This window comes from Lachnospiraceae bacterium oral taxon 096 (assembly GCA_018141845.1).
Taxonomy (GTDB): domain Bacteria; phylum Bacillota; class Clostridia; order Lachnospirales; family Lachnospiraceae; genus F0428.
The window spans coordinates 948,172-964,473 of sequence record CP073340.1 but is presented as its reverse complement, the minus strand read 5'-3'; the positions used below and the strand labels follow the sequence as shown (position 1 = coordinate 964,473).

At 41.5% G+C, this 16,302-nt stretch carries 18 protein-coding genes and 6 tRNA genes; 1 reads left to right on the top strand and 23 read right to left on the bottom strand.

Going from position 1 to position 16,302, the window contains the following annotated elements; translation table 11 throughout:
• Positions 1-4: 4 nt before the first annotated feature.
• The 8 genes from J5A74_04865 to J5A74_04830 form a co-directional block, all read right to left on the bottom strand.
• Positions 5-748 (bottom strand): ABC transporter permease subunit, encoded by a 744-nt coding sequence (locus tag J5A74_04865; GenBank protein QUI96629.1) that lies wholly within the window; start codon positions 746-748, stop codon positions 5-7.
• Positions 735-1,823, bottom strand: coding sequence for an ABC transporter substrate-binding protein (locus J5A74_04860; protein ID QUI96628.1), 1,089 nt, complete (start codon positions 1,821-1,823; stop codon positions 735-737). The genes J5A74_04865 and J5A74_04860 overlap by 14 nt, the downstream gene beginning before the upstream one ends.
• Before the next feature lie 21 nt (positions 1,824-1,844).
• Entirely contained in the window at positions 1,845-2,219 is a 375-nt protein-coding gene (locus tag J5A74_04855) for a heavy-metal-associated domain-containing protein (GenBank protein ID QUI96627.1), read from the bottom strand.
• 114 nt (positions 2,220-2,333) lie between these two features.
• The gene (locus tag J5A74_04850; GenBank protein ID QUI96626.1) at positions 2,334-3,056 is read right to left on the bottom strand and encodes an ABC transporter ATP-binding protein; all 723 of its coding nucleotides are present in this window, start codon (positions 3,054-3,056) and stop codon (positions 2,334-2,336) included.
• Positions 3,049-3,888, bottom strand: coding sequence for an ABC transporter ATP-binding protein (locus J5A74_04845; protein QUI96625.1), 840 nt, complete (start codon positions 3,886-3,888; stop codon positions 3,049-3,051). Before J5A74_04845 ends, J5A74_04850 begins: the two co-directional genes overlap by 8 nt.
• The gene (locus tag J5A74_04840) at positions 3,881-4,942 is read right to left on the bottom strand and encodes a branched-chain amino acid ABC transporter permease (GenBank protein QUI96624.1); all 1,062 of its coding nucleotides are present in this window, start codon (positions 4,940-4,942) and stop codon (positions 3,881-3,883) included. The genes J5A74_04845 and J5A74_04840 overlap by 8 nt, the downstream gene beginning before the upstream one ends.
• An 11-nt stretch (positions 4,943-4,953) precedes the next feature.
• Positions 4,954-5,829, bottom strand: a complete 876-nt coding sequence (locus J5A74_04835; protein ID QUI96623.1) for a branched-chain amino acid ABC transporter permease — start codon at positions 5,827-5,829, stop codon at positions 4,954-4,956.
• Positions 5,830-5,841: 12 nt separating this feature from the next.
• Positions 5,842-7,014 carry an ABC transporter substrate-binding protein gene (locus J5A74_04830; GenBank protein ID QUI96825.1) on the bottom strand — a complete coding sequence of 391 codons (1,173 nt, stop codon included), beginning with the start codon at positions 7,012-7,014 and terminating at the stop codon, positions 5,842-5,844.
• Between the two features lie 149 nt (positions 7,015-7,163).
• On the opposite strand from J5A74_04830, the gene J5A74_04825 reads away from it, so the two are divergent.
• Positions 7,164-7,243 (top strand) — tRNA-Leu (locus J5A74_04825).
• 152 nt (positions 7,244-7,395) lie between these two features.
• Here the strand turns inward: J5A74_04825 and J5A74_04820 are convergent.
• The 15 genes from J5A74_04820 to serC all read right to left on the bottom strand — a co-directional run bounded on the left by J5A74_04820 (position 7,396) and on the right by serC (position 16,279).
• Positions 7,396-8,532 carry an aminotransferase class V-fold PLP-dependent enzyme gene (locus J5A74_04820; GenBank protein ID QUI96622.1) on the bottom strand — a complete coding sequence of 379 codons (1,137 nt, stop codon included), beginning with the start codon at positions 8,530-8,532 and terminating at the stop codon, positions 7,396-7,398.
• Positions 8,533-8,624: 92 nt separating this feature from the next.
• A tRNA-Gln gene (locus tag J5A74_04815) sits at positions 8,625-8,696 on the bottom strand.
• A 40-nt stretch (positions 8,697-8,736) separates the two neighbouring features.
• Positions 8,737-8,810: transfer RNA gene (locus J5A74_04810), tRNA-His, on the bottom strand.
• A 111-nt stretch (positions 8,811-8,921) separates the two neighbouring features.
• Positions 8,922-8,992 (bottom strand) — tRNA-Gly (locus tag J5A74_04805).
• A gap of 6 nt (positions 8,993-8,998) precedes the next feature.
• A tRNA-Arg gene (locus tag J5A74_04800) sits at positions 8,999-9,072 on the bottom strand.
• Positions 9,073-9,087: 15 nt separating this feature from the next.
• Positions 9,088-9,162: transfer RNA gene (locus tag J5A74_04795), tRNA-Pro, on the bottom strand.
• Positions 9,163-9,324: 162 nt separating this feature from the next.
• Positions 9,325-9,816, bottom strand: a complete 492-nt coding sequence (locus J5A74_04790; protein ID QUI96621.1) for a metallophosphoesterase — start codon at positions 9,814-9,816, stop codon at positions 9,325-9,327.
• Entirely contained in the window at positions 9,813-10,403 is a 591-nt protein-coding gene (gene rdgB, locus J5A74_04785) for an RdgB/HAM1 family non-canonical purine NTP pyrophosphatase (GenBank protein ID QUI96620.1), read from the bottom strand. Before rdgB ends, J5A74_04790 begins: the two co-directional genes overlap by 4 nt.
• 3 nt (positions 10,404-10,406) lie before the next feature.
• Positions 10,407-11,513, bottom strand: a complete 1,107-nt coding sequence (locus tag J5A74_04780; GenBank protein ID QUI96824.1) for a class I SAM-dependent RNA methyltransferase — start codon at positions 11,511-11,513, stop codon at positions 10,407-10,409.
• Between the two features lie 34 nt (positions 11,514-11,547).
• On the bottom strand, positions 11,548-12,093 hold the full coding sequence (yfcE, locus tag J5A74_04775; GenBank protein ID QUI96619.1) for a phosphodiesterase: 546 nt from the start codon (positions 12,091-12,093) through the stop codon (positions 11,548-11,550).
• 98 nt (positions 12,094-12,191) lie between these two features.
• Positions 12,192-12,986: a C40 family peptidase gene (locus J5A74_04770; GenBank protein QUI96618.1), complete on the bottom strand. Its 795-nt coding sequence runs from the start codon at positions 12,984-12,986 to the stop codon at positions 12,192-12,194.
• Positions 12,987-13,033: 47 nt separating this feature from the next.
• Entirely contained in the window at positions 13,034-13,411 is a 378-nt protein-coding gene (locus J5A74_04765) for a hypothetical protein (protein ID QUI96617.1), read from the bottom strand.
• 136 nt (positions 13,412-13,547) lie between these two features.
• Entirely contained in the window at positions 13,548-14,009 is a 462-nt protein-coding gene (locus J5A74_04760; GenBank protein QUI96616.1) for a DUF1700 domain-containing protein, read from the bottom strand.
• A gap of 8 nt (positions 14,010-14,017) precedes the next feature.
• Entirely contained in the window at positions 14,018-15,181 is a 1,164-nt protein-coding gene (locus J5A74_04755) for a phosphoglycerate dehydrogenase (GenBank protein QUI96615.1), read from the bottom strand.
• Positions 15,182-15,196: 15 nt separating this feature from the next.
• Complete coding sequence (serC, locus tag J5A74_04750) at positions 15,197-16,279, bottom strand: 3-phosphoserine/phosphohydroxythreonine transaminase (GenBank protein ID QUI96614.1); 1,083 nt, start codon at positions 16,277-16,279, stop codon at positions 15,197-15,199.
• Positions 16,280-16,302 lie beyond the last annotated feature (23 nt).

Sequence of the window (16,302 nt, the reverse complement as noted above, 5' to 3'; positions counted from 1 at the left end):
TTCCCTACAATATTTTTCTCAACATAAGTACAAACAATTTTTCTATGCAAACACTCAAAAGAACAATCACCAATGTCCACGCAAAAAGATCCGCAGTCTCAAAATAAATCTTTGCTCGGTAGAGCTTATTTCCAATGGATCCGTCAGGAATTCCAATGACCTCTGCGGCAATCCCTGCCTTCCAAGCGACACCAATGCCCGAAGACAGTGCAGACAAAATAAATGGTCTCAAATTAGGAATATAGAGATATCGGATTCTTTTCCAACCAAAAATCTCAAAGACATCACACATTTGAAGCATCTTTTGATCAACAGATCGAATCCCCTGCAAAACATTTTCATAGACAATGGGAAAAATCATTAAAAATGAAATGAAACTCGATAACTTCTTACTTGACACCCAAACAAGAGCCAAAATAATAAAGGAAGCTACAGGAACGGATTTCATTGCCAACACATAGGGATAAAAAATCGTCTCCAAGACCTCATACTTTCCTGCCAATGCCCCGAGTATTCCCGAAAAAAATATGCCCAATACCATCCCAAGCAAAATTCTTCTGGTCGAATAGAAAATGGTAGAGAAAAATTCTCTCTCTTTGGTCAGGACACTGAGTCGCTCAATTACCCGAAGTGGAGAGGGTAAAAGTAGTTGCTCTCCAACCCACAGTGTCAATAATTGCCAAAACAGCAGTGCCAAAAGCACTGCTGCAAACTTGTATTTCCAATGATTCTTCTTATTTTTGTACATAGTAAAAATCATCTGCTGGCAGATTTCCACCCACAGCCTCTTTGTTGGCATCGGCAAGAATAGAAAGATATCCCTGTGCATCCTTCTTCATTTCATCACCGTCAATGTAAGTGATATTGCAATATGGGATGGCCTTCTTTGCAATGCCTTCCTTGATAATATCATATTTTTGTGCAAGTGCTGCCGCCTGGTCGACATTTTCATTGACCCACTGTGCAGATGCCTTATACTTCTCTAAAAATTCCTTGACCTGATCTGGATGCTCATCAATATATTTTTGTGTGGTAAAGATACCTGCTGTAATTAATTTACTGCCATTTCCTCTCTTATCCCACTCCTTGGTCAGATCAAAAGCAACATTTAAGCCCTCAATCTGTGTCTGTGCTGCAGTCATATAGGGCTGTGGCAAAAGAACAATGGCCTTGTCCTGTGTCTTTGCCGCCGCAAGAACCTCTGTCGCCTCATTTTTCCATTCAATGGTGACATCCCTTGTCATATCTAACCCATTCTTTTGTAGCAAATAATTGAGCACATACTCTGGAGATGCACCCTTTCCTGTCGCATAAATGGTCTTTCCCTTTAAATCAGCAATGCTCTTTATGTCACTTTCTCCCTTTTCTCCAATGTAGAGAACACCGAGTGTGTTGATGGCCAACATACGAACTTTGCCCTGTGTCTTATTGTAGAGCACCGATCCCATATTGACAGGTGCTGCGATAATATCGACATCCCCACTCACAAGCTTTGGTGCAATCTCATCAGGGGAGCCTGCTACCTGAAACGCATAGTTTACATCCTTTGCACTGTCATCCTCCATCATTTTGAGCATGCCAAGTGATGTTGGCCCTTTGAGTGCCCCAACTCTCACTTTTTCTGTAGTCACTTTATTTTGATCAGCAACGGCTGAAGTGACCTCACTGCTAGCAACCTCACTTGCACTATTTTCACTCTGTGCCACTACACTCGATGTCACAGCTTGACGATCTGTCTTATCTGCCTTTGCTGTACAGCCCGATAAGACCATGCCCATCGCCACAAAGCATACCCCCATGGCAACATTCCATCTTTTCTTCATCCGATTTCTCCAAACTTTATTCTAAAACTTTGATCGATTCTTTAATACCGTATATCCTTCATCAGCAACAGCCTTGGCCATCGCATTGATGTCTGGCTTGTTCTTTAGGAGAACTTTTGCCTTCTTCTCTCCAAGGTCAACCTCTGCCCAAGTTCCATCCAGTGCATTGAGTGCATTCTCCACTCTGCGAGCACAATTTCCACAAGTCATTCCATCAATGACTAATTCTGCTTCATATGGATAGTGGCTCTTGTCATGATCGTTCACCTTAATTCTCTTAGGTGCACTCTCATGTTCTCCACAACATCCTCCTCCCTTCGTCGCCTTTTTGTAGGTACTTGCCCCTGCAACTGCAACAATAATCACCAATATTACCACAATAGCTATTGTTCCCATTTTTCTACCTCCTATTTTTTTATTGTATCACATACTACCTAACTCGTAAATCATAACATAGAAAGTCAAAAAGATGTAAAAAGTCCTGCCTTTTTACATCTTTCCTATATTGATCTAATTCACAAATTTCTTATTGCTATTTTTTCCAAGATAAGCTGCCTTAATGGACTCATCGGCCAACAATTCTTCCCCCGTGCCCTGCATTGTGACCTTTCCAGTCTCCAATACATACGCTCTGTCCGCTGCACGCAGAGCCATGTTTGCATTTTGCTCAATGAGAAGTACGGTCATGCCCTCCCTATTGATCTCTCGAATAATATCAAAAATCCCCTTGACCACCAGTGGTGCTAGTCCAAGCGATGGTTCATCCATCATAATCAATTTTGGATGGCTCATCAATGCCCTAGCTAGGGCAAGCATCTGCTGTTCACCGCCAGAGAGTGTACCCGCATATTGCCAGTGACGCTCCTTGAGCCTTGGAAAGAGCTTGTACACACGCTCAATGTCCGCACTCAAGTCATCCTTTCGAAGGTAGGCACCAATCTTAATATTTTCTAAGACCGTCATATCAGGAAAGACATGTCGTCCCTCTGGCACAAGGACAATGCCCTTTTTCATTCTCTGTGTGGTATCTAGCCTTGCGATATCTTCGCCTTCAAAAATAATTTTTCCTGAGGTCTGCTTTTTTAGACCAGAAATGCACCGCAAGGTCGTTGACTTTCCAGCACCATTGGCACCGATTAAAGTCACAATGGATTTTTCTGGCACAACAAAGGACACATCTTTTACTGCCTCAATTCCACCATAATTGACTTTTAAATTTTCCACTCTAAGCATCTTCTGCCACCCCCAAATAGGCCTCAATGACCTTTTCATTACTTTGAATTTCCTCTGGTGTTCCCTTGGCAATCAAGCGCCCAAAGTCCAATACATAGATGTGATCAGAAATTTCCATCACCAAATCCATATGATGCTCAATCATAAAGATGGTCAAATGATATTCATCTCTGATCTTTTGAATAAATGCAGTTAAATCCTCTGTCTCCTGTGGGTTCATTCCCGCAGCAGGTTCATCTAAGAGCAATAACTTCGGCTGTGTTGCCAGTGCTCTTGCAATCTCTAATCTCCTCTGCAAACCATAGGGAAGACTGGAAGCAATATCGTCTTTGTACGCCCAAAGTCCCTGCATCTTTAGCAATTCTTCTGCTTCCCTTCTCATTCTTTCTTCTTCCCTATGATTTAGGCGAAAAATGGCAGAAAATACATTTTGCTTAGCTCTCATATGCTTGGCAATCAAAACATTTTCAAATACACTCAATTGATGAAAGAGGCGGATATTTTGAAAAGTTCTCGCAATTCCAATTTCTGTGAGCTTATCTGGTGTGGGAACAAGTGGCTTGATGTCCATTGCTGGATAATCTCCACTGTACAATTTTTTCATTTTTCCCCTTGGACAACTAGCCAATACTTCTCTTCCTTCAAATATAATTCGACCATTGGTCGGTTCATAGATGCCCGTCACACAATTAAATGCCGTTGTCTTTCCTGCACCATTTGGTCCAATTAAAGCCACAATCTCTCCTTGATTGACTTCCAAATTTAAATCATTGACCGCAACCACACCGCCAAATTGCATGGTGATATGATCCATTTTTAAGAGATTACCCATTTTTCTTTTTCCTCCTTCCCTTGAAAAGTCCAATCAGTCCATTCCATGAAAATTCATGACTTCCCATAATTCCTCGATTGTAAAAGAGTACAACCACCATCAACAAAATCGAAAAGATAACCATTCGAAATCCTGTTCGAAACAGTGGAATATTGATCCCTGCAATAGCCAGTGGTGCATCAAAAAATCTCAACCACTCTCTGCTCGCCATTATAATCAATGCCCCCAGCACACTTCCTGTAATACTTCCAATTCCACCCAAGACAACAATCAATAAGATGTCATAGGTCAATGAAATCTGAAAGGTCTTTGAATCAATGGATCGCATATACATTGCCAATAGTCCACCACCCACACCTGTAAAAAAGGAGGAGATAATAAAACTAATGGATTTATATTTAAATAAATTAATGCCCATCGCCTGTGCTGCCGTCTCGTCCTCACGAATCGCCTTAAACACTCGTCCATAGGAGGAATGAATCAGCAACACCATAATAGCAATACAAATCGCAAAAATAGCAAAGAAGGCATAGAGATTTGGAAATGTCGGAATATTCTTTAGTCCATAAGAACCATTGGTAATGCGATTTAGCTGTGGTGCAGAGATAATTGCACGAATAATCTCTGAAAAGCCAAGGGTGGCAATCGCCAAGTAATCACTCTTTAATCTGAGCACGGGAATACCAATTAATGCCGCAACAGCCGCTGCAATGCATCCGCCCACGATCAAAGCCATCCAATAAGGTAGATGAACCCCTGCAATCACTGGAGAAATACCATCGACATAGTAGACCATCGCACGCCGGCTCACTGGAATGGTCAACATTGCCGTCACATAGGCTCCAATGGCCATAAACCCTGCCTGACCAAGAGAAAATAGCCCAGTAAATCCTGTCAATAAATTCATAGAAACCGCAACAATACCATAAATTGCCGCTCGCTCTAAAATAGAAATATGATAGGTCAATGGTGTGTGATTGACCTGCAAAAATGTAATCAATCCAATGCCAACCAAAAGGGCAATCAGATTGAGTATTTGATTTCTTCGTTTCATTTTTCTTCCTCCTACACCTTATCCACTGTCTTTTCACCAAAAATACCTGTTGGTCGAACAAGCAACATCACAATCAACAATACAAAGGTAAAGGCATCGGAAAATGTCGAATATCCCATGGCCACAAGTGCTGTCTCTCCAAGTCCTAAAATAAATCCACCCACAACTGCACCAGGAATACTTCCAATCCCTCCAATAACCGCGGCCACAAAACACTTTAATCCAGGCAATGAACCCGAATAAGGAAACACGGTCATTCGGTCTGTAAAGTAAAGAATCGATCCGATGCCTGCAAGTAAGGAACCAATGGCAAAAGTAAAGGAAATTGTCTGATTGATTTTAATTCCCATTAGCTGTGCGGTTTCATAGTCCTTGGCCACTGCACGCATGGCCATTCCCATCTTTGAATGGTGAATTAATAAGATTAAAATATAGACAATCACTAGAGTCAAAATTGGTGTTAAAAATGTCACCAATGAAGCACTGAGTCCACCAAAGCGAATAATCTTCTTTAAAAATGGAATGGCTGGATAACCTTTTGGCAGAGCCGTAAACAAATAGGTGGCTAAATTTTGTAATAAATAAGAAACACCAATCGCTGAAATCATCACACTCATCCTCGGTGCATTTCGAAGCGGTTTATAGGCTACCTTTTCAATTCCTGTTCCAAGAGCCACGGTCAAAATTAAAACCACAGGAATGGCCAAATACCAAGGCATTGCCGCCATAGCAAAAATCATAAAATAGCCCGACATCATAAACAAATCGCCGTGTGCAAAATTAATTAAACGCAAAATTCCATATACCAGCGTATATCCTATAGCAATTAAGGCATAGGCTCCACCAAGGGAGATTCCTGTCAGACATTGTTGTAAAAAAGTTACCATCTTTTTTCCCCCCTACTTCTTTTCTACCTTTGTTGTTGTCAAAAATTGAAATTTTCCATCTTTGACTGTCTTAATATAGGCCATATCTTTTTTAGCATCTCCATTTTCATCAAAGCTAATGGTTCCTGTCACACCATCAACCGTAATGCCCTTTAGTGCCTCTCGAATGGCCTCTTTATCTGTGGAATTGGCCTTTTCAATCGCCTTGATGGCAACCAAATAGGAATCATAGGCAAGTGCTGACATCGCAGGGATGATATCTTCTTGCTTGTTCTCTACCAAAAATTGTTTAAATCCTTGAACAAACTTTCTTCCCTCTTCATTGGACGGTGCCGCCTCATCAAAAAATGTGGAGAACACAATACCTTCTGCGGATGATCCCGCATTTTCAATAATCGTCGAATTCTCCCAAGTATCTCCTGCACCAAGTACTGCTGTAATTCCTAGCTCTCTTGCCTGTTTAATAATGAGCGGTGCTGTCGTAATCGACGATGGAGCAAAAATAAAGTCTGGCTTTTGTGCCTTAATATTGGTTAAAATTGCCTTAAAATCTGATTGATTGGTCTGGAATTGCTCCTGACGCACGACTTCTACGCCATCGCCCTGAAAGGCTTGTACAAAATAAGAACCCAAACCCGAAGAATAGTCGTCTCCAAGCTGTGTGATCACCGCAGCTCGCTTTGCTCCACTTTGCTTTGCATAATTAGCCATAATGGTTCCCTGAAAAGGATCAAGATAGGCAATTCTAAAATAATAATCATTGCCCAAGGTTACCTGTGGATTTGTACAAGACGCACCAATGGCTGGAATATGGGCATCTGCAAAAATTTGCCCTGCCGCAATCGAAACACCCGATCCATAACTTCCTAATACTACGATACACCAATCACTGACCAATCTTTGAGCTGCTGTGATCGCCTCTGTCTTATCTGACTTGTTGTCCACCTCATCGAGCTCAACCTTGTATTCTTCGCCCTGAATCGTCACTGTCGGATACATCTTATTGGCATAGCGCATACCCAAAACTTCTTGGAAGCCACCACCACCATTTTCTCCTGTTAATGGCTCAAACACGCCAATGCGAATAATCTTTTTCTTGGTTGGATCTGTACTCAAGCAACCACTCAAAGATGTCACCAGCAGTGCTGCAGCAGAGAACACTGCCACTACTCTTTTCCATTTCATCATTTTTCCTCCCACTTATCCCTATGTCTTTATAACAGATACACCTGTCCTTTATAAAAATACAATAAGAAATTATATCAGATTTTATAAAAAAGGCAAGAAGATATTGACAAAATATAATATTTAAGCTAAAATATTCAAGTCAATAGGCGGGTGTGGTGGAATTGGCAGACACGCAAGATTTAGGTTCTTGTGGGCGACCGTGCAGGTTCAAGTCCTGTCACCCGCACGATAAAAAGGGGAGTTTTCAAGTTTTTCTTGATGTGGGCGACCGTGCAGGTTCAAGTCCTGTCACCCGCACGATAAAAAGGGGAGTTTTCAAGTTTTTCTTGAAAGCTCCCCTTTTATTTTTTATTCCATTTTGTATACTTTACTTTTCTATCATTGCTCGACAAATGCCCTGATTGCCCCTATGGCTATCTCTACTTCTTCCATTGTGTTGTGCCAAGAAAAGCTAAAGCGAACGGCACCTGTTTCGACCGTTCCCAGTGCTTCGTGCATCCTTGGGGCACAATGTGCTCCTGGTCTTGTCGCAATAGTATACTCCTGTGCCAAGTAATCGGATACCTCACCCGACTCGTAGCCCTCAACATTTAATGCGACCACTGGTGCTCGATCCCAAGTTGAAAAATCTCCCAGTACAGTGACACCCTTTATTTTTGTCACTCCCTCATAAAAAGCTCTAGCCAGTTCAATCTCATGTTGATAAATCACATCTTTTCCTATTTTTTCAATATATTCAATGGCTGCCAACAGCCCCGCAATCCCATGTCCATTGAGCGTTCCTGCCTCAAGATGTGCTGGATAGCGATCGGGTTGATTTTGATTATAGGATTCAATTCCTGTGCCACCAAATTTTAATGGTGCAACTTCAATATCTCCACGAATACATAGTCCTCCCGTTCCCTGTGGCCCCATCAAAGATTTATGCCCTGTAAAACACAACAGATCAATTCCCCATTTTTCCATGTCGATATCCAAAACCCCTGCTGTCTGTGATGCATCAACAATAAAGAGAAGTTGATGTGACCTCGCAAATTCACCAACCCTTGAAAGGTCAATCAAATTTCCTGTCAAATTTGATCCATGGGTACAAACGATAGCTCTTGTATTTTCTTGATACAATTTTTCAAAGTCATCATAGCAAATTCTTCCCTTCTTGTCTGCTCGAACAAAAGAAAGTGTAATGATGCCCATCTGCTCTAAATGATGCAGTGGACGAAGGACAGAATTGTGCTCAAGATCTGTCGTAATCACATGATCTCCCCTATGCAAGCTTCCAAGAATGGCCATATTCAATGCTTCTGTGGAGTTTGGTGTAAAAATCACTTTCTCCTCTTCACAATGAAATTCCTGAGCCACCTTCACACGAGCGTGATACACTGTTCCCGCAGCCTCCAGCGCCTGACTATGGGTTCCCCTCGAAGAATTGCCCATATGCTGCATAGCATTGACTACCGCATCTATTACCTCCTGTGGCTTATATAATGTTGTCGCCGCATTATCTAAATAAATCATTTTTCTCTTCCTCTCTTTTTACTCATTTTTTACATCTTGAAAAAATCAATAAAAAAAGAAGAAAGTGAATGCACTTTCCTCTCTTTTCATCACTGGGCCAGCTGGATTTGAACCAGCGAATGCAGGAGTCAAAGTCCTGTGCCTTACCGCTTGGCGATGACCCAACGCTATAAAAAAGACTCCTAACATGGATTAGAAGTCCAGGGTGGATAATGGGATTCGAACCCATGGCCTCCAGAGCCACAATCTGGCGCGCTAACCAACTGCGCTATACCCACCATATCATTGTTTTTTACAACTCAACAAATCGATTTTAACATAACAAAGCAATACTGTCAACTTGTTTTTTTAGTTGTGATAAAAAAAAGAAACCTCTTAGGTTTCTTCAGAGCAGGTGATGGGAATCGAACCCACGTATTCAGCTTGGAAGGCTGATGTTCTACCATTGAACCACACCTGCAAAATATGAGCCTGGAGGGATTCGAACCCCCGACCCTCGGCTTAGAAGGCCGATGCTCTATCCAACTGAGCTACAGACTCACAATAAAAAATAAATCGGGGTGACAGGATTCGAACCTGCGACCCCCTGGTCCCAAACCAGGTACTCTAGCCAAACTGAGCCACACCCCGATACTTGTGAGTTAGAAAACATCGCTCGTTCCTTGCTCGTTTTCTGTCCCTCAAGGACAAGAATCATTATAGTCTAACCCACTAGTATTGTCAACGCTTTTTGAAAAAAAATTTTATTTTTTTAAAATGCTCCCAAAATTCCTCCAATCCATCGCTTTGCATTCACAGATATTTAATCTCATAACTTGCCTTCTGTGTCTCATCATCAATCGTCATAATCAAATAGGAAGGTCTGTGTCCCTCTTGGCGAGGAAAAGATATGCTGCCTGGATTTAATAGGGTAATATCATCCTCATCCACATATGGGCGATGGGTGTGCCCAAACATCGCAATATCTACCCCTCTAGCCTTGGCCTCATCATAGAGTCGGTCAGCCCCCAAACTCACACCATACATATGTCCATGGGTAATGAGAGCCTTGTACTTGCCAATCATAATCTCCTCTTCTCTCTCTAGGTCAAGAAAGAAATCATTATTGCCAAGTACCATATGGACTTCACAATCTTTTCCCACAGCCGCCTCAAAGGCATACATACTCCTATCATCTTCAATATCGCCCAAATGAATAAACATATCTAATGGGGACTCTCTCTCTATGACCTGCAATAAATTTTCATCTTTTCTGTGCGAATCACTTACAATTAATATCTTCACACTACGCCCTCCCTATTTAATCTCTCTCTCATTTTCTTCAATGCTTTTCCTCGATGACTAATCTTATTTTTCTCTTCCAAACTAATTTGTGCACTTGTACATCCATAATCTGGGAGATAGAGAATGGGATCATAGCCAAAGCCCTCTGTGCCCGAAGGCTCCATTGCAATTTCCCCCTCCATCGTTCCACGAGTAGTAAATTCCCTCCCATCAGGGAGAATACAAGCAATTACTGCAACAAAGCGTGCCTTGCGCTCTCCCTCTTTTGCTTTCTCTAGGCGATGGATCAACTCTCTATTTTTTATCATATAATCGGTATCCTCTCCCATAAATCTTGAAGAGTGAACCCCAGGTTGCCCACCAAGATAGTCGATCTCAAGACCTGAGTCATCTGCGATCACAAGACCACCACAGACCTTCCAGATGGCTCTAGCCTTAATCAATGCATTTTCTTCAAATGTCTCACCATTTTCTTCGATATCCAGTTCTATACCCGCTTCCGTCATCGTTTGAATATCAAACTCTGGCAAAATCTTTTTAATTTCTCGAACCTTCCCTGCATTTTTTGTTGCCAATGTCAATTGCATAAACTATCCTCTCTTTGGCGGCTTTGGACCTAAAAATTGATAAAAATAGGTCTTCATCATTCCATTATAAATCTTTCTATTTTTGTCTGCCTTTCGTCCAATCGCCTTTTCTGTGTCTTCCCAAGCTGTAATCAAATACATTGACCAATCATCCAGTGCTTTAAACCTTTTGCCCAGACTTTGATAAATTGCAGGAAGATTTTCCTTTTCTTCTAGTCTCTCACCATATGGCGGATTCGTAATAATAAATCCGTATTTTTTTGGATGAGAGAGCTTATCCACACTTCGTTCTTGGAAATGAATTAAATTTTCCACTCCTGCATTCTCTGCATTTGCTCTTGCTGCCTTTACAGCAAATGCATCAATGTCATATCCCTGAATATCCGTATCGACCTCGAGATCAACCAATTCATTGGCCTCATCAATGGCATCATACCAACACTTTTTTGACACAATATTTTCCCAGGTCTGTGACAAAAATTCACGATTCAAGCCCGGAGCCATATTTGCAGCGATCATCGCTGCCTCGATGGCAAATGTTCCGCTTCCACAAAATGGATCTACTAAGATTCTCTCCCCATTCCAAGGGGTCAACATAATTAAAGCTGCGGCCAAAGTCTCTGTAATCGGTGCCTTTACTGTATTCGTTCGATAGCCTCTCTTGTGTAAGGAATCTCCTGTCGTGTCAAGACCAATGGTCACAATATCCTTATTGATGGTGACACGCAGTGGATAGGACGCTCCATCCTCAGGAAACCAATCGGTGCGATAAACTGTCTTTAATTTTTCTACCATTGCCTTTTTCATCACAGACTGAATGTCGGATGGGGAAAAAAGCTTTGATGAAATCGATGTTGCCTTCGTCACCCAAAATTTACCATTTTGAGGGATATAATCCTGCCAGCGAATAGCTCTTGTTCCCTGAAAGAGTTCTTCATAGGTTGTTGCTCGAAATTGTGCAATCTTAATCATCACACGTTCCGTCGTTCTCAGCCAAAGATTACAGCGTGCAATGGCCTCATCATCGCCCATAAAGTACACTCGACCATCTTCCACTCGGCTGATTTCATAGCCGATATCAATAATCTCTCTCTTTAATACCGCCTCCATACCAAAGTGGCAAGGGGCATACAATTCATATACTTTACTCAAAATCAATCTCCTTTATGACCTGACCATCAAATGTCAGAATTTGAAAATGTTTGTCCTCTAGCACAGCATAGGAAGGTGGATTTCCTCCCTTTGGAATTGAGGTCGATCCTGGATTTAAAATATAGATATCTCCTCTCTTCTCTGCAATTGGAAGATGTACATGTCCATAGATCAAAGCCTCTCCTGGGTTGATTGGAGGTAAATTCTCTGGATTGTAGATATGACCATGGGTGGCATAAAAAGTCACTCCATTGAGCACCAAGAGTGCATATGTTGCCATTACTGGAAAATCTAATACCATTTGATCCACTTCCGCCTCACAATTTCCCCTCACAGCATAGATTTTATCCTTTAATGGGTTGAGCATTGCAATGACTTCCTTGGGTGCATAATCTTTTGGCAAATCATTTCTTGGTCCGTGGTAGAGTAGGTCCCCCAACAAAATCAATTTTTCTGCTTTGCTCTCATTAAATTTTTCCAACAAGGCCTTTGTATAGTACGCTGAGCCATGGATATCCGATGCAAATACATATTTCATCTCTTAACCTCCATCTGCATTTTACTCAACTAAATAATACAACAAAAAATAAGACAAGTCCACAGAGAACTTGTCTTATTGACTGATTGATTATTGCATTAGCCCATTACATTCTTAATCTTTACTGGATTTCTGTAGTTCCAAGCAACGATTTTTACACCTGATCTTGGTGAAGATGCAGATACAACCTTACCGCCACCAATATATACAGCAACATGGTTGATTCTTCCGCCCTTTGCATAGAATACAAGGTCACCTGGCTGAGCCTCATTAATTCCAACTGTTCTACCCTGAGTTGACTGCTCTGAAGATGTTCTGCTGACAGAAACACCTGCTGCCCTTCTCAAAACATACTGTGAAAAGCCTGAGCAATCCACACCTGTAGCTGGATTTGTACCGCCATAAACATATCTTGTTCTTCCTGCAAGTGAAATAGCGAGATTAGCTACAGCCTGTCTTGCACTGCTTGCTGCCACGCTCTGCTTCTCAGCTGCTTTCTCTGCCTTCTCTGCTGCAGCTTCCTTTGCTGCGGCCTCGTCAGCGGCTTTCTTTGCTGCGGCTTCTTCAGCTGCCTTCTTTGCTGCGGCCTCTGCCTCTGCCTTTTGCTGAGCTGCCTTATCAGGACCAACTTCCTCTTTCTTTACTTCTACCTTTACCTCAGTTGTCTTTGGAGCCTCTACCTGAGCTGTTGCAGTGTTTGCTATCTCTGCCTTCTTTGTATCATCTGTAGCTGGTGTTGCATTTGCAGGTGTTGCTGTTGCCACTACACCAAACTTCATATCATCTAAATTTGTGTCATATACTCTCGCCTTTGCATGGCTAGTCATACCTGCCATAGATGAAAGTGATGTTGCCGCTACTAAAGTAATTACTGCCTTTGCCTTGTTATTCATTATCAATCCTTCTCCCTTAAAATCCTAATCTAATCAATTTCAGTCTACTATTCTAGTTTAATATTTTTTGCTACTTTTTCATATACTACTGCTCCGTCTGAAAGCCTCACATACCCATACCCATTATTAATCGAAATCTTCACCCATCCATCACCTAAACGCTGTACTACGGGATAGATTGTATCCCTTCCCATCGTTGCTACTGGCTGTGCAGTAAGTGAAGAATTTGTCCTCACTGGGACATCATCTCTTAACACTTTTAACTCATATGTGTTACTTAGCAGTACCTTTTTGCTTATTATTGTCGCTGCATGTATTTTCTGTGTCCCCGTAAATGCAATAGCGAAAATCATAAGAATTGTTGCTGTTGTTCGCACTATTTTCTTTACCATCTGTCCTCCAGTGAATACATTAAGTAATTCCATTAAATGTTAAGTATTTGTTACAAATGCAAGTATACGAACTTTAGAATCATATGTCAAGGAAAATTTTAAATTTTCACAAAAAAAACACTTCGCAATTAGGCAAACCGCCTATTTATGCGAAGTGTCTTCCTTATTTTTATCTGTCCAAAATCTTCATAAACCCAAAAATCAGACAAATAAGTAAAATAGGAATGAGCACGGGAAGGAGAAATACAAAAATCTTTCCTAAAATATAAAAGATTGCGACCAAAAAAAGTAAAAAAATCGCAAGTATTGCCACACCCAATATTCTTGCCTTCATTCCTTCTATGCGAATTGTGTGCATTGTTTGATTATCTTCTTCATCATTGCTTCTTACATTTTCTAGTGGACCCTCTATAATGTCTTGAACTCTTCCGTAGTCCCCCGACTCCTTAATCGAGTTGACCAACCATCTTGGATTGCCAAGTTCATCCAAAACTTCCTGCTCACTTCTGCCCTTTGCTATCTCTGCATCAATATAATCGCTATAATAACGAAGATTGTAGGCCATGGCCTCTGCTGAGTCAAGAGCAGACAATTCCTTCTTTAACTCATATAAAAATTCTTCCTTTGTCATTGTCACCCTTATTTAACAACTCTTACCTTCAACACACCCGCAATATTAGAAAGTGCCGCCTTTAATTCTTCCGTCACCTCTGTCTCAAAATCAAGAAGGGTGTAGGCATGAGTATCTCTACTCTTATTGGTCATATTTTCAATATTAATGTTATAGGACGCCAATATTGAAGTAATCTGTCCAATCATATTTGGCACATTCTTGTGGAGAATCGCCACTCTGGCCACACTTGTGCAAACCCCCATATCACAGGCTGGATAATTAACCGAATTTTTGATATTTCCATTATCAATATAGTCTTGCAACTCCTCAGCAGCCATCACTGCACAGTTGTCCTCGCTCTCCTCAGTGGAAGCGCCGAGATGAGGGATGGCAATGCAGCCCTTCATATTTGCAGACTTTGGATTTGGGAAATCTGTGATGTATCTCTTTACCTTGCCACTAGCTAAAGCCTGTGCCATTGCATCATCATCTACTAAGAGATCTCTTGCAAAGTTTAAAATCACAACACCATCCTTCATCATTGGAATGGTATCCTTGCCAATCATTCCACGATTCTTGTCTGTCAATGGCACATGCACAGTGATATAATCACAGTTTTTATAGATCTCTTCTAGATCTGTAATATGCTGAATCTTTCTTGAGAGTCTCCAAGCAGAATTGACAGAAAGGAATGGATCATAGCCAAGTACCGTCATCCCAAGAGCTGCGGCCGCATTAGCCACCTCTGAACCAATTGCCCCCAGTCCAATAACACCCAATTTCTTTCCTCGAATCTCACTTCCTGCAAAGTTTTTCTTTCCCTTTTCAGTATCCTTTGCCACCGTCTCGGAATCCTTAATGGATTGAATCCACTCGATGCCACCCACAATATCTCTTGCTGCAAGCAACATTCCACAAAGAACTAGCTCCTTTACACCATTGGCATTAGCTCCTGGTGTATTAAACACAACAATTCCTTCATCTGCACAGCGATCAAGTGGAATATTGTTCACACCTGCACCTGCTCTGGCAATAGCCAAGAGATTCTTAGAAAATTCCATATCGTGCATTGCTGCGGAACGCACCATAATACCTGTTGCTTCATCTATATTCTCTGTCAAAGCATAGCGATCACCAAACACTTCTGTGCCAACTTTTGCAATGGCATTGAGACAATAAATCTTATTCATTTACTTCTCCTTATCCTATTCGTGTTTTGCTTCAAAATCCTTCATAAAAGCAACTAACTTCTCCACACCTTCGATTGGCATTGCATTATAAATACTTGCACGCATTCCACCAACAGTGCGATGTCCCTTCAAGTTCACAAATCCAGCTACCTCAGCCGCCTTAATAAACTCTGCATCTAATTCCTTATCTCCAGTGACAAATGGCACATTCATCAAAGAGCGGTCTTCTTTTCTGACCGTTCCCTTAAAGAGCTTACTCTGGTCGAGAAAATCATAGAGTACTGCGGCCTTCTTCTCATTGTGCTCTTTCATAGCTGAAAGCCCACCCATCTTTTTAATCCACTTAAACACTTTACCACAGATATAGATATTGTAGCAAGGTGGTGTATTGTAGAGGGAATTGTTGTCCGCATGAATTTTATACTTTAACATCGTTGGTGTTCCTGGCAAGGTGTCCTCTGTAATTAAATCTTCTCTAATAATGACAATGGTCACGCCTGCTGGTCCTACATTCTTTTGCACACCACCCCAAACAAGACCGTACTTGCTCACATCGATTGGCTCAGATAAAAAGCAGGAAGAGATATCTGATACCAAGGTCTTTCCCTTTGTGTTTGGCAAGGTCTTAAACTTTGTACCATAAATTGTATTGTTCTCACAAATATACACATAATCGGCATTGTCTCGAATCGGCAAATCAGAGCAATCTGGGATGTAAGAAAATACCTTGTCCTCACTAGAAGCTACCGCCTTGACATCTCCATAAATTTGGGCCTCCTTAAAGGCTTTCTTTGCCCACTGACCTGTAATAATGTAGTCGGCAACTCGATTCTTCATCAAGTTCATTGGAATCATCGCAAATTGTGTGTTTCCACCCCCCTGAAGGAAGAGAACTTTGTAATTTGATGGAATCCCCATCAAGTCACGAATATCTGCCTCGGCCTCCTTGATAATATCCTCATATACCTTAGAACGATGACTCATCTCCATTACAGACATTCCTGAACCTTGATAATCCATCATCTCCTGTGCTGCTTCTTGTAAAACTTCTTCTGGTAATACGGCTGGTCCCGCACTAAAATTATACACTCTTGCCATTTCCCATGCTCCTTCCTTATTCC

Bases quoted from the DNA above. Each gene is read 5' to 3' on its own strand.
- J5A74_04865 (QUI96629.1), bottom strand. From the start codon at position 748: ATGTACAAAAATAAGAAGAATCATTGGAAATACAAGTTTGCAGCAGTG.
- J5A74_04860 (QUI96628.1), bottom strand. From the start codon at position 1,823: ATGAAGAAAAGATGGAATGTTGCCATGGGGGTATGCTTTGTGGCGATG.
- J5A74_04855 (QUI96627.1), bottom strand. From the start codon at position 2,219: ATGGGAACAATAGCTATTGTGGTAATATTGGTGATTATTGTTGCAGTT.
- J5A74_04850 (QUI96626.1), bottom strand. From the start codon at position 3,056: ATGCTTAGAGTGGAAAATTTAAAAGTCAATTATGGTGGAATTGAGGCA.
- J5A74_04845 (QUI96625.1), bottom strand. From the start codon at position 3,888: ATGGGTAATCTCTTAAAAATGGATCATATCACCATGCAATTTGGCGGT.
- J5A74_04840 (QUI96624.1), bottom strand. From the start codon at position 4,942: ATGAAACGAAGAAATCAAATACTCAATCTGATTGCCCTTTTGGTTGGC.
- J5A74_04835 (QUI96623.1), bottom strand. From the start codon at position 5,829: ATGGTAACTTTTTTACAACAATGTCTGACAGGAATCTCCCTTGGTGGA.
- J5A74_04830 (QUI96825.1), bottom strand. From the start codon at position 7,014: ATGAAATGGAAAAGAGTAGTGGCAGTGTTCTCTGCTGCAGCACTGCTG.
- J5A74_04820 (QUI96622.1), bottom strand. From the start codon at position 8,532: ATGATTTATTTAGATAATGCGGCGACAACATTATATAAGCCACAGGAG.
- rdgB (QUI96620.1), bottom strand. From the start codon at position 10,403: ATGCAATTGACATTGGCAACAAAAAATGCAGGGAAGGTTCGAGAAATT.
- J5A74_04780 (QUI96824.1), bottom strand. From the start codon at position 11,513: ATGGAGGCGGTATTAAAGAGAGAGATTATTGATATCGGCTATGAAATC.
- yfcE (QUI96619.1), bottom strand. From the start codon at position 12,093: ATGAAATATGTATTTGCATCGGATATCCATGGCTCAGCGTACTATACA.
- J5A74_04770 (QUI96618.1), bottom strand. From the start codon at position 12,986: ATGAATAACAAGGCAAAGGCAGTAATTACTTTAGTAGCGGCAACATCA.
- J5A74_04765 (QUI96617.1), bottom strand. From the start codon at position 13,411: ATGGAATTACTTAATGTATTCACTGGAGGACAGATGGTAAAGAAAATA.
- J5A74_04760 (QUI96616.1), bottom strand. From the start codon at position 14,009: ATGACAAAGGAAGAATTTTTATATGAGTTAAAGAAGGAATTGTCTGCT.
- J5A74_04755 (QUI96615.1), bottom strand. From the start codon at position 15,181: ATGAATAAGATTTATTGTCTCAATGCCATTGCAAAAGTTGGCACAGAA.
- serC (QUI96614.1), bottom strand. From the start codon at position 16,279: ATGGCAAGAGTGTATAATTTTAGTGCGGGACCAGCCGTATTACCAGAA.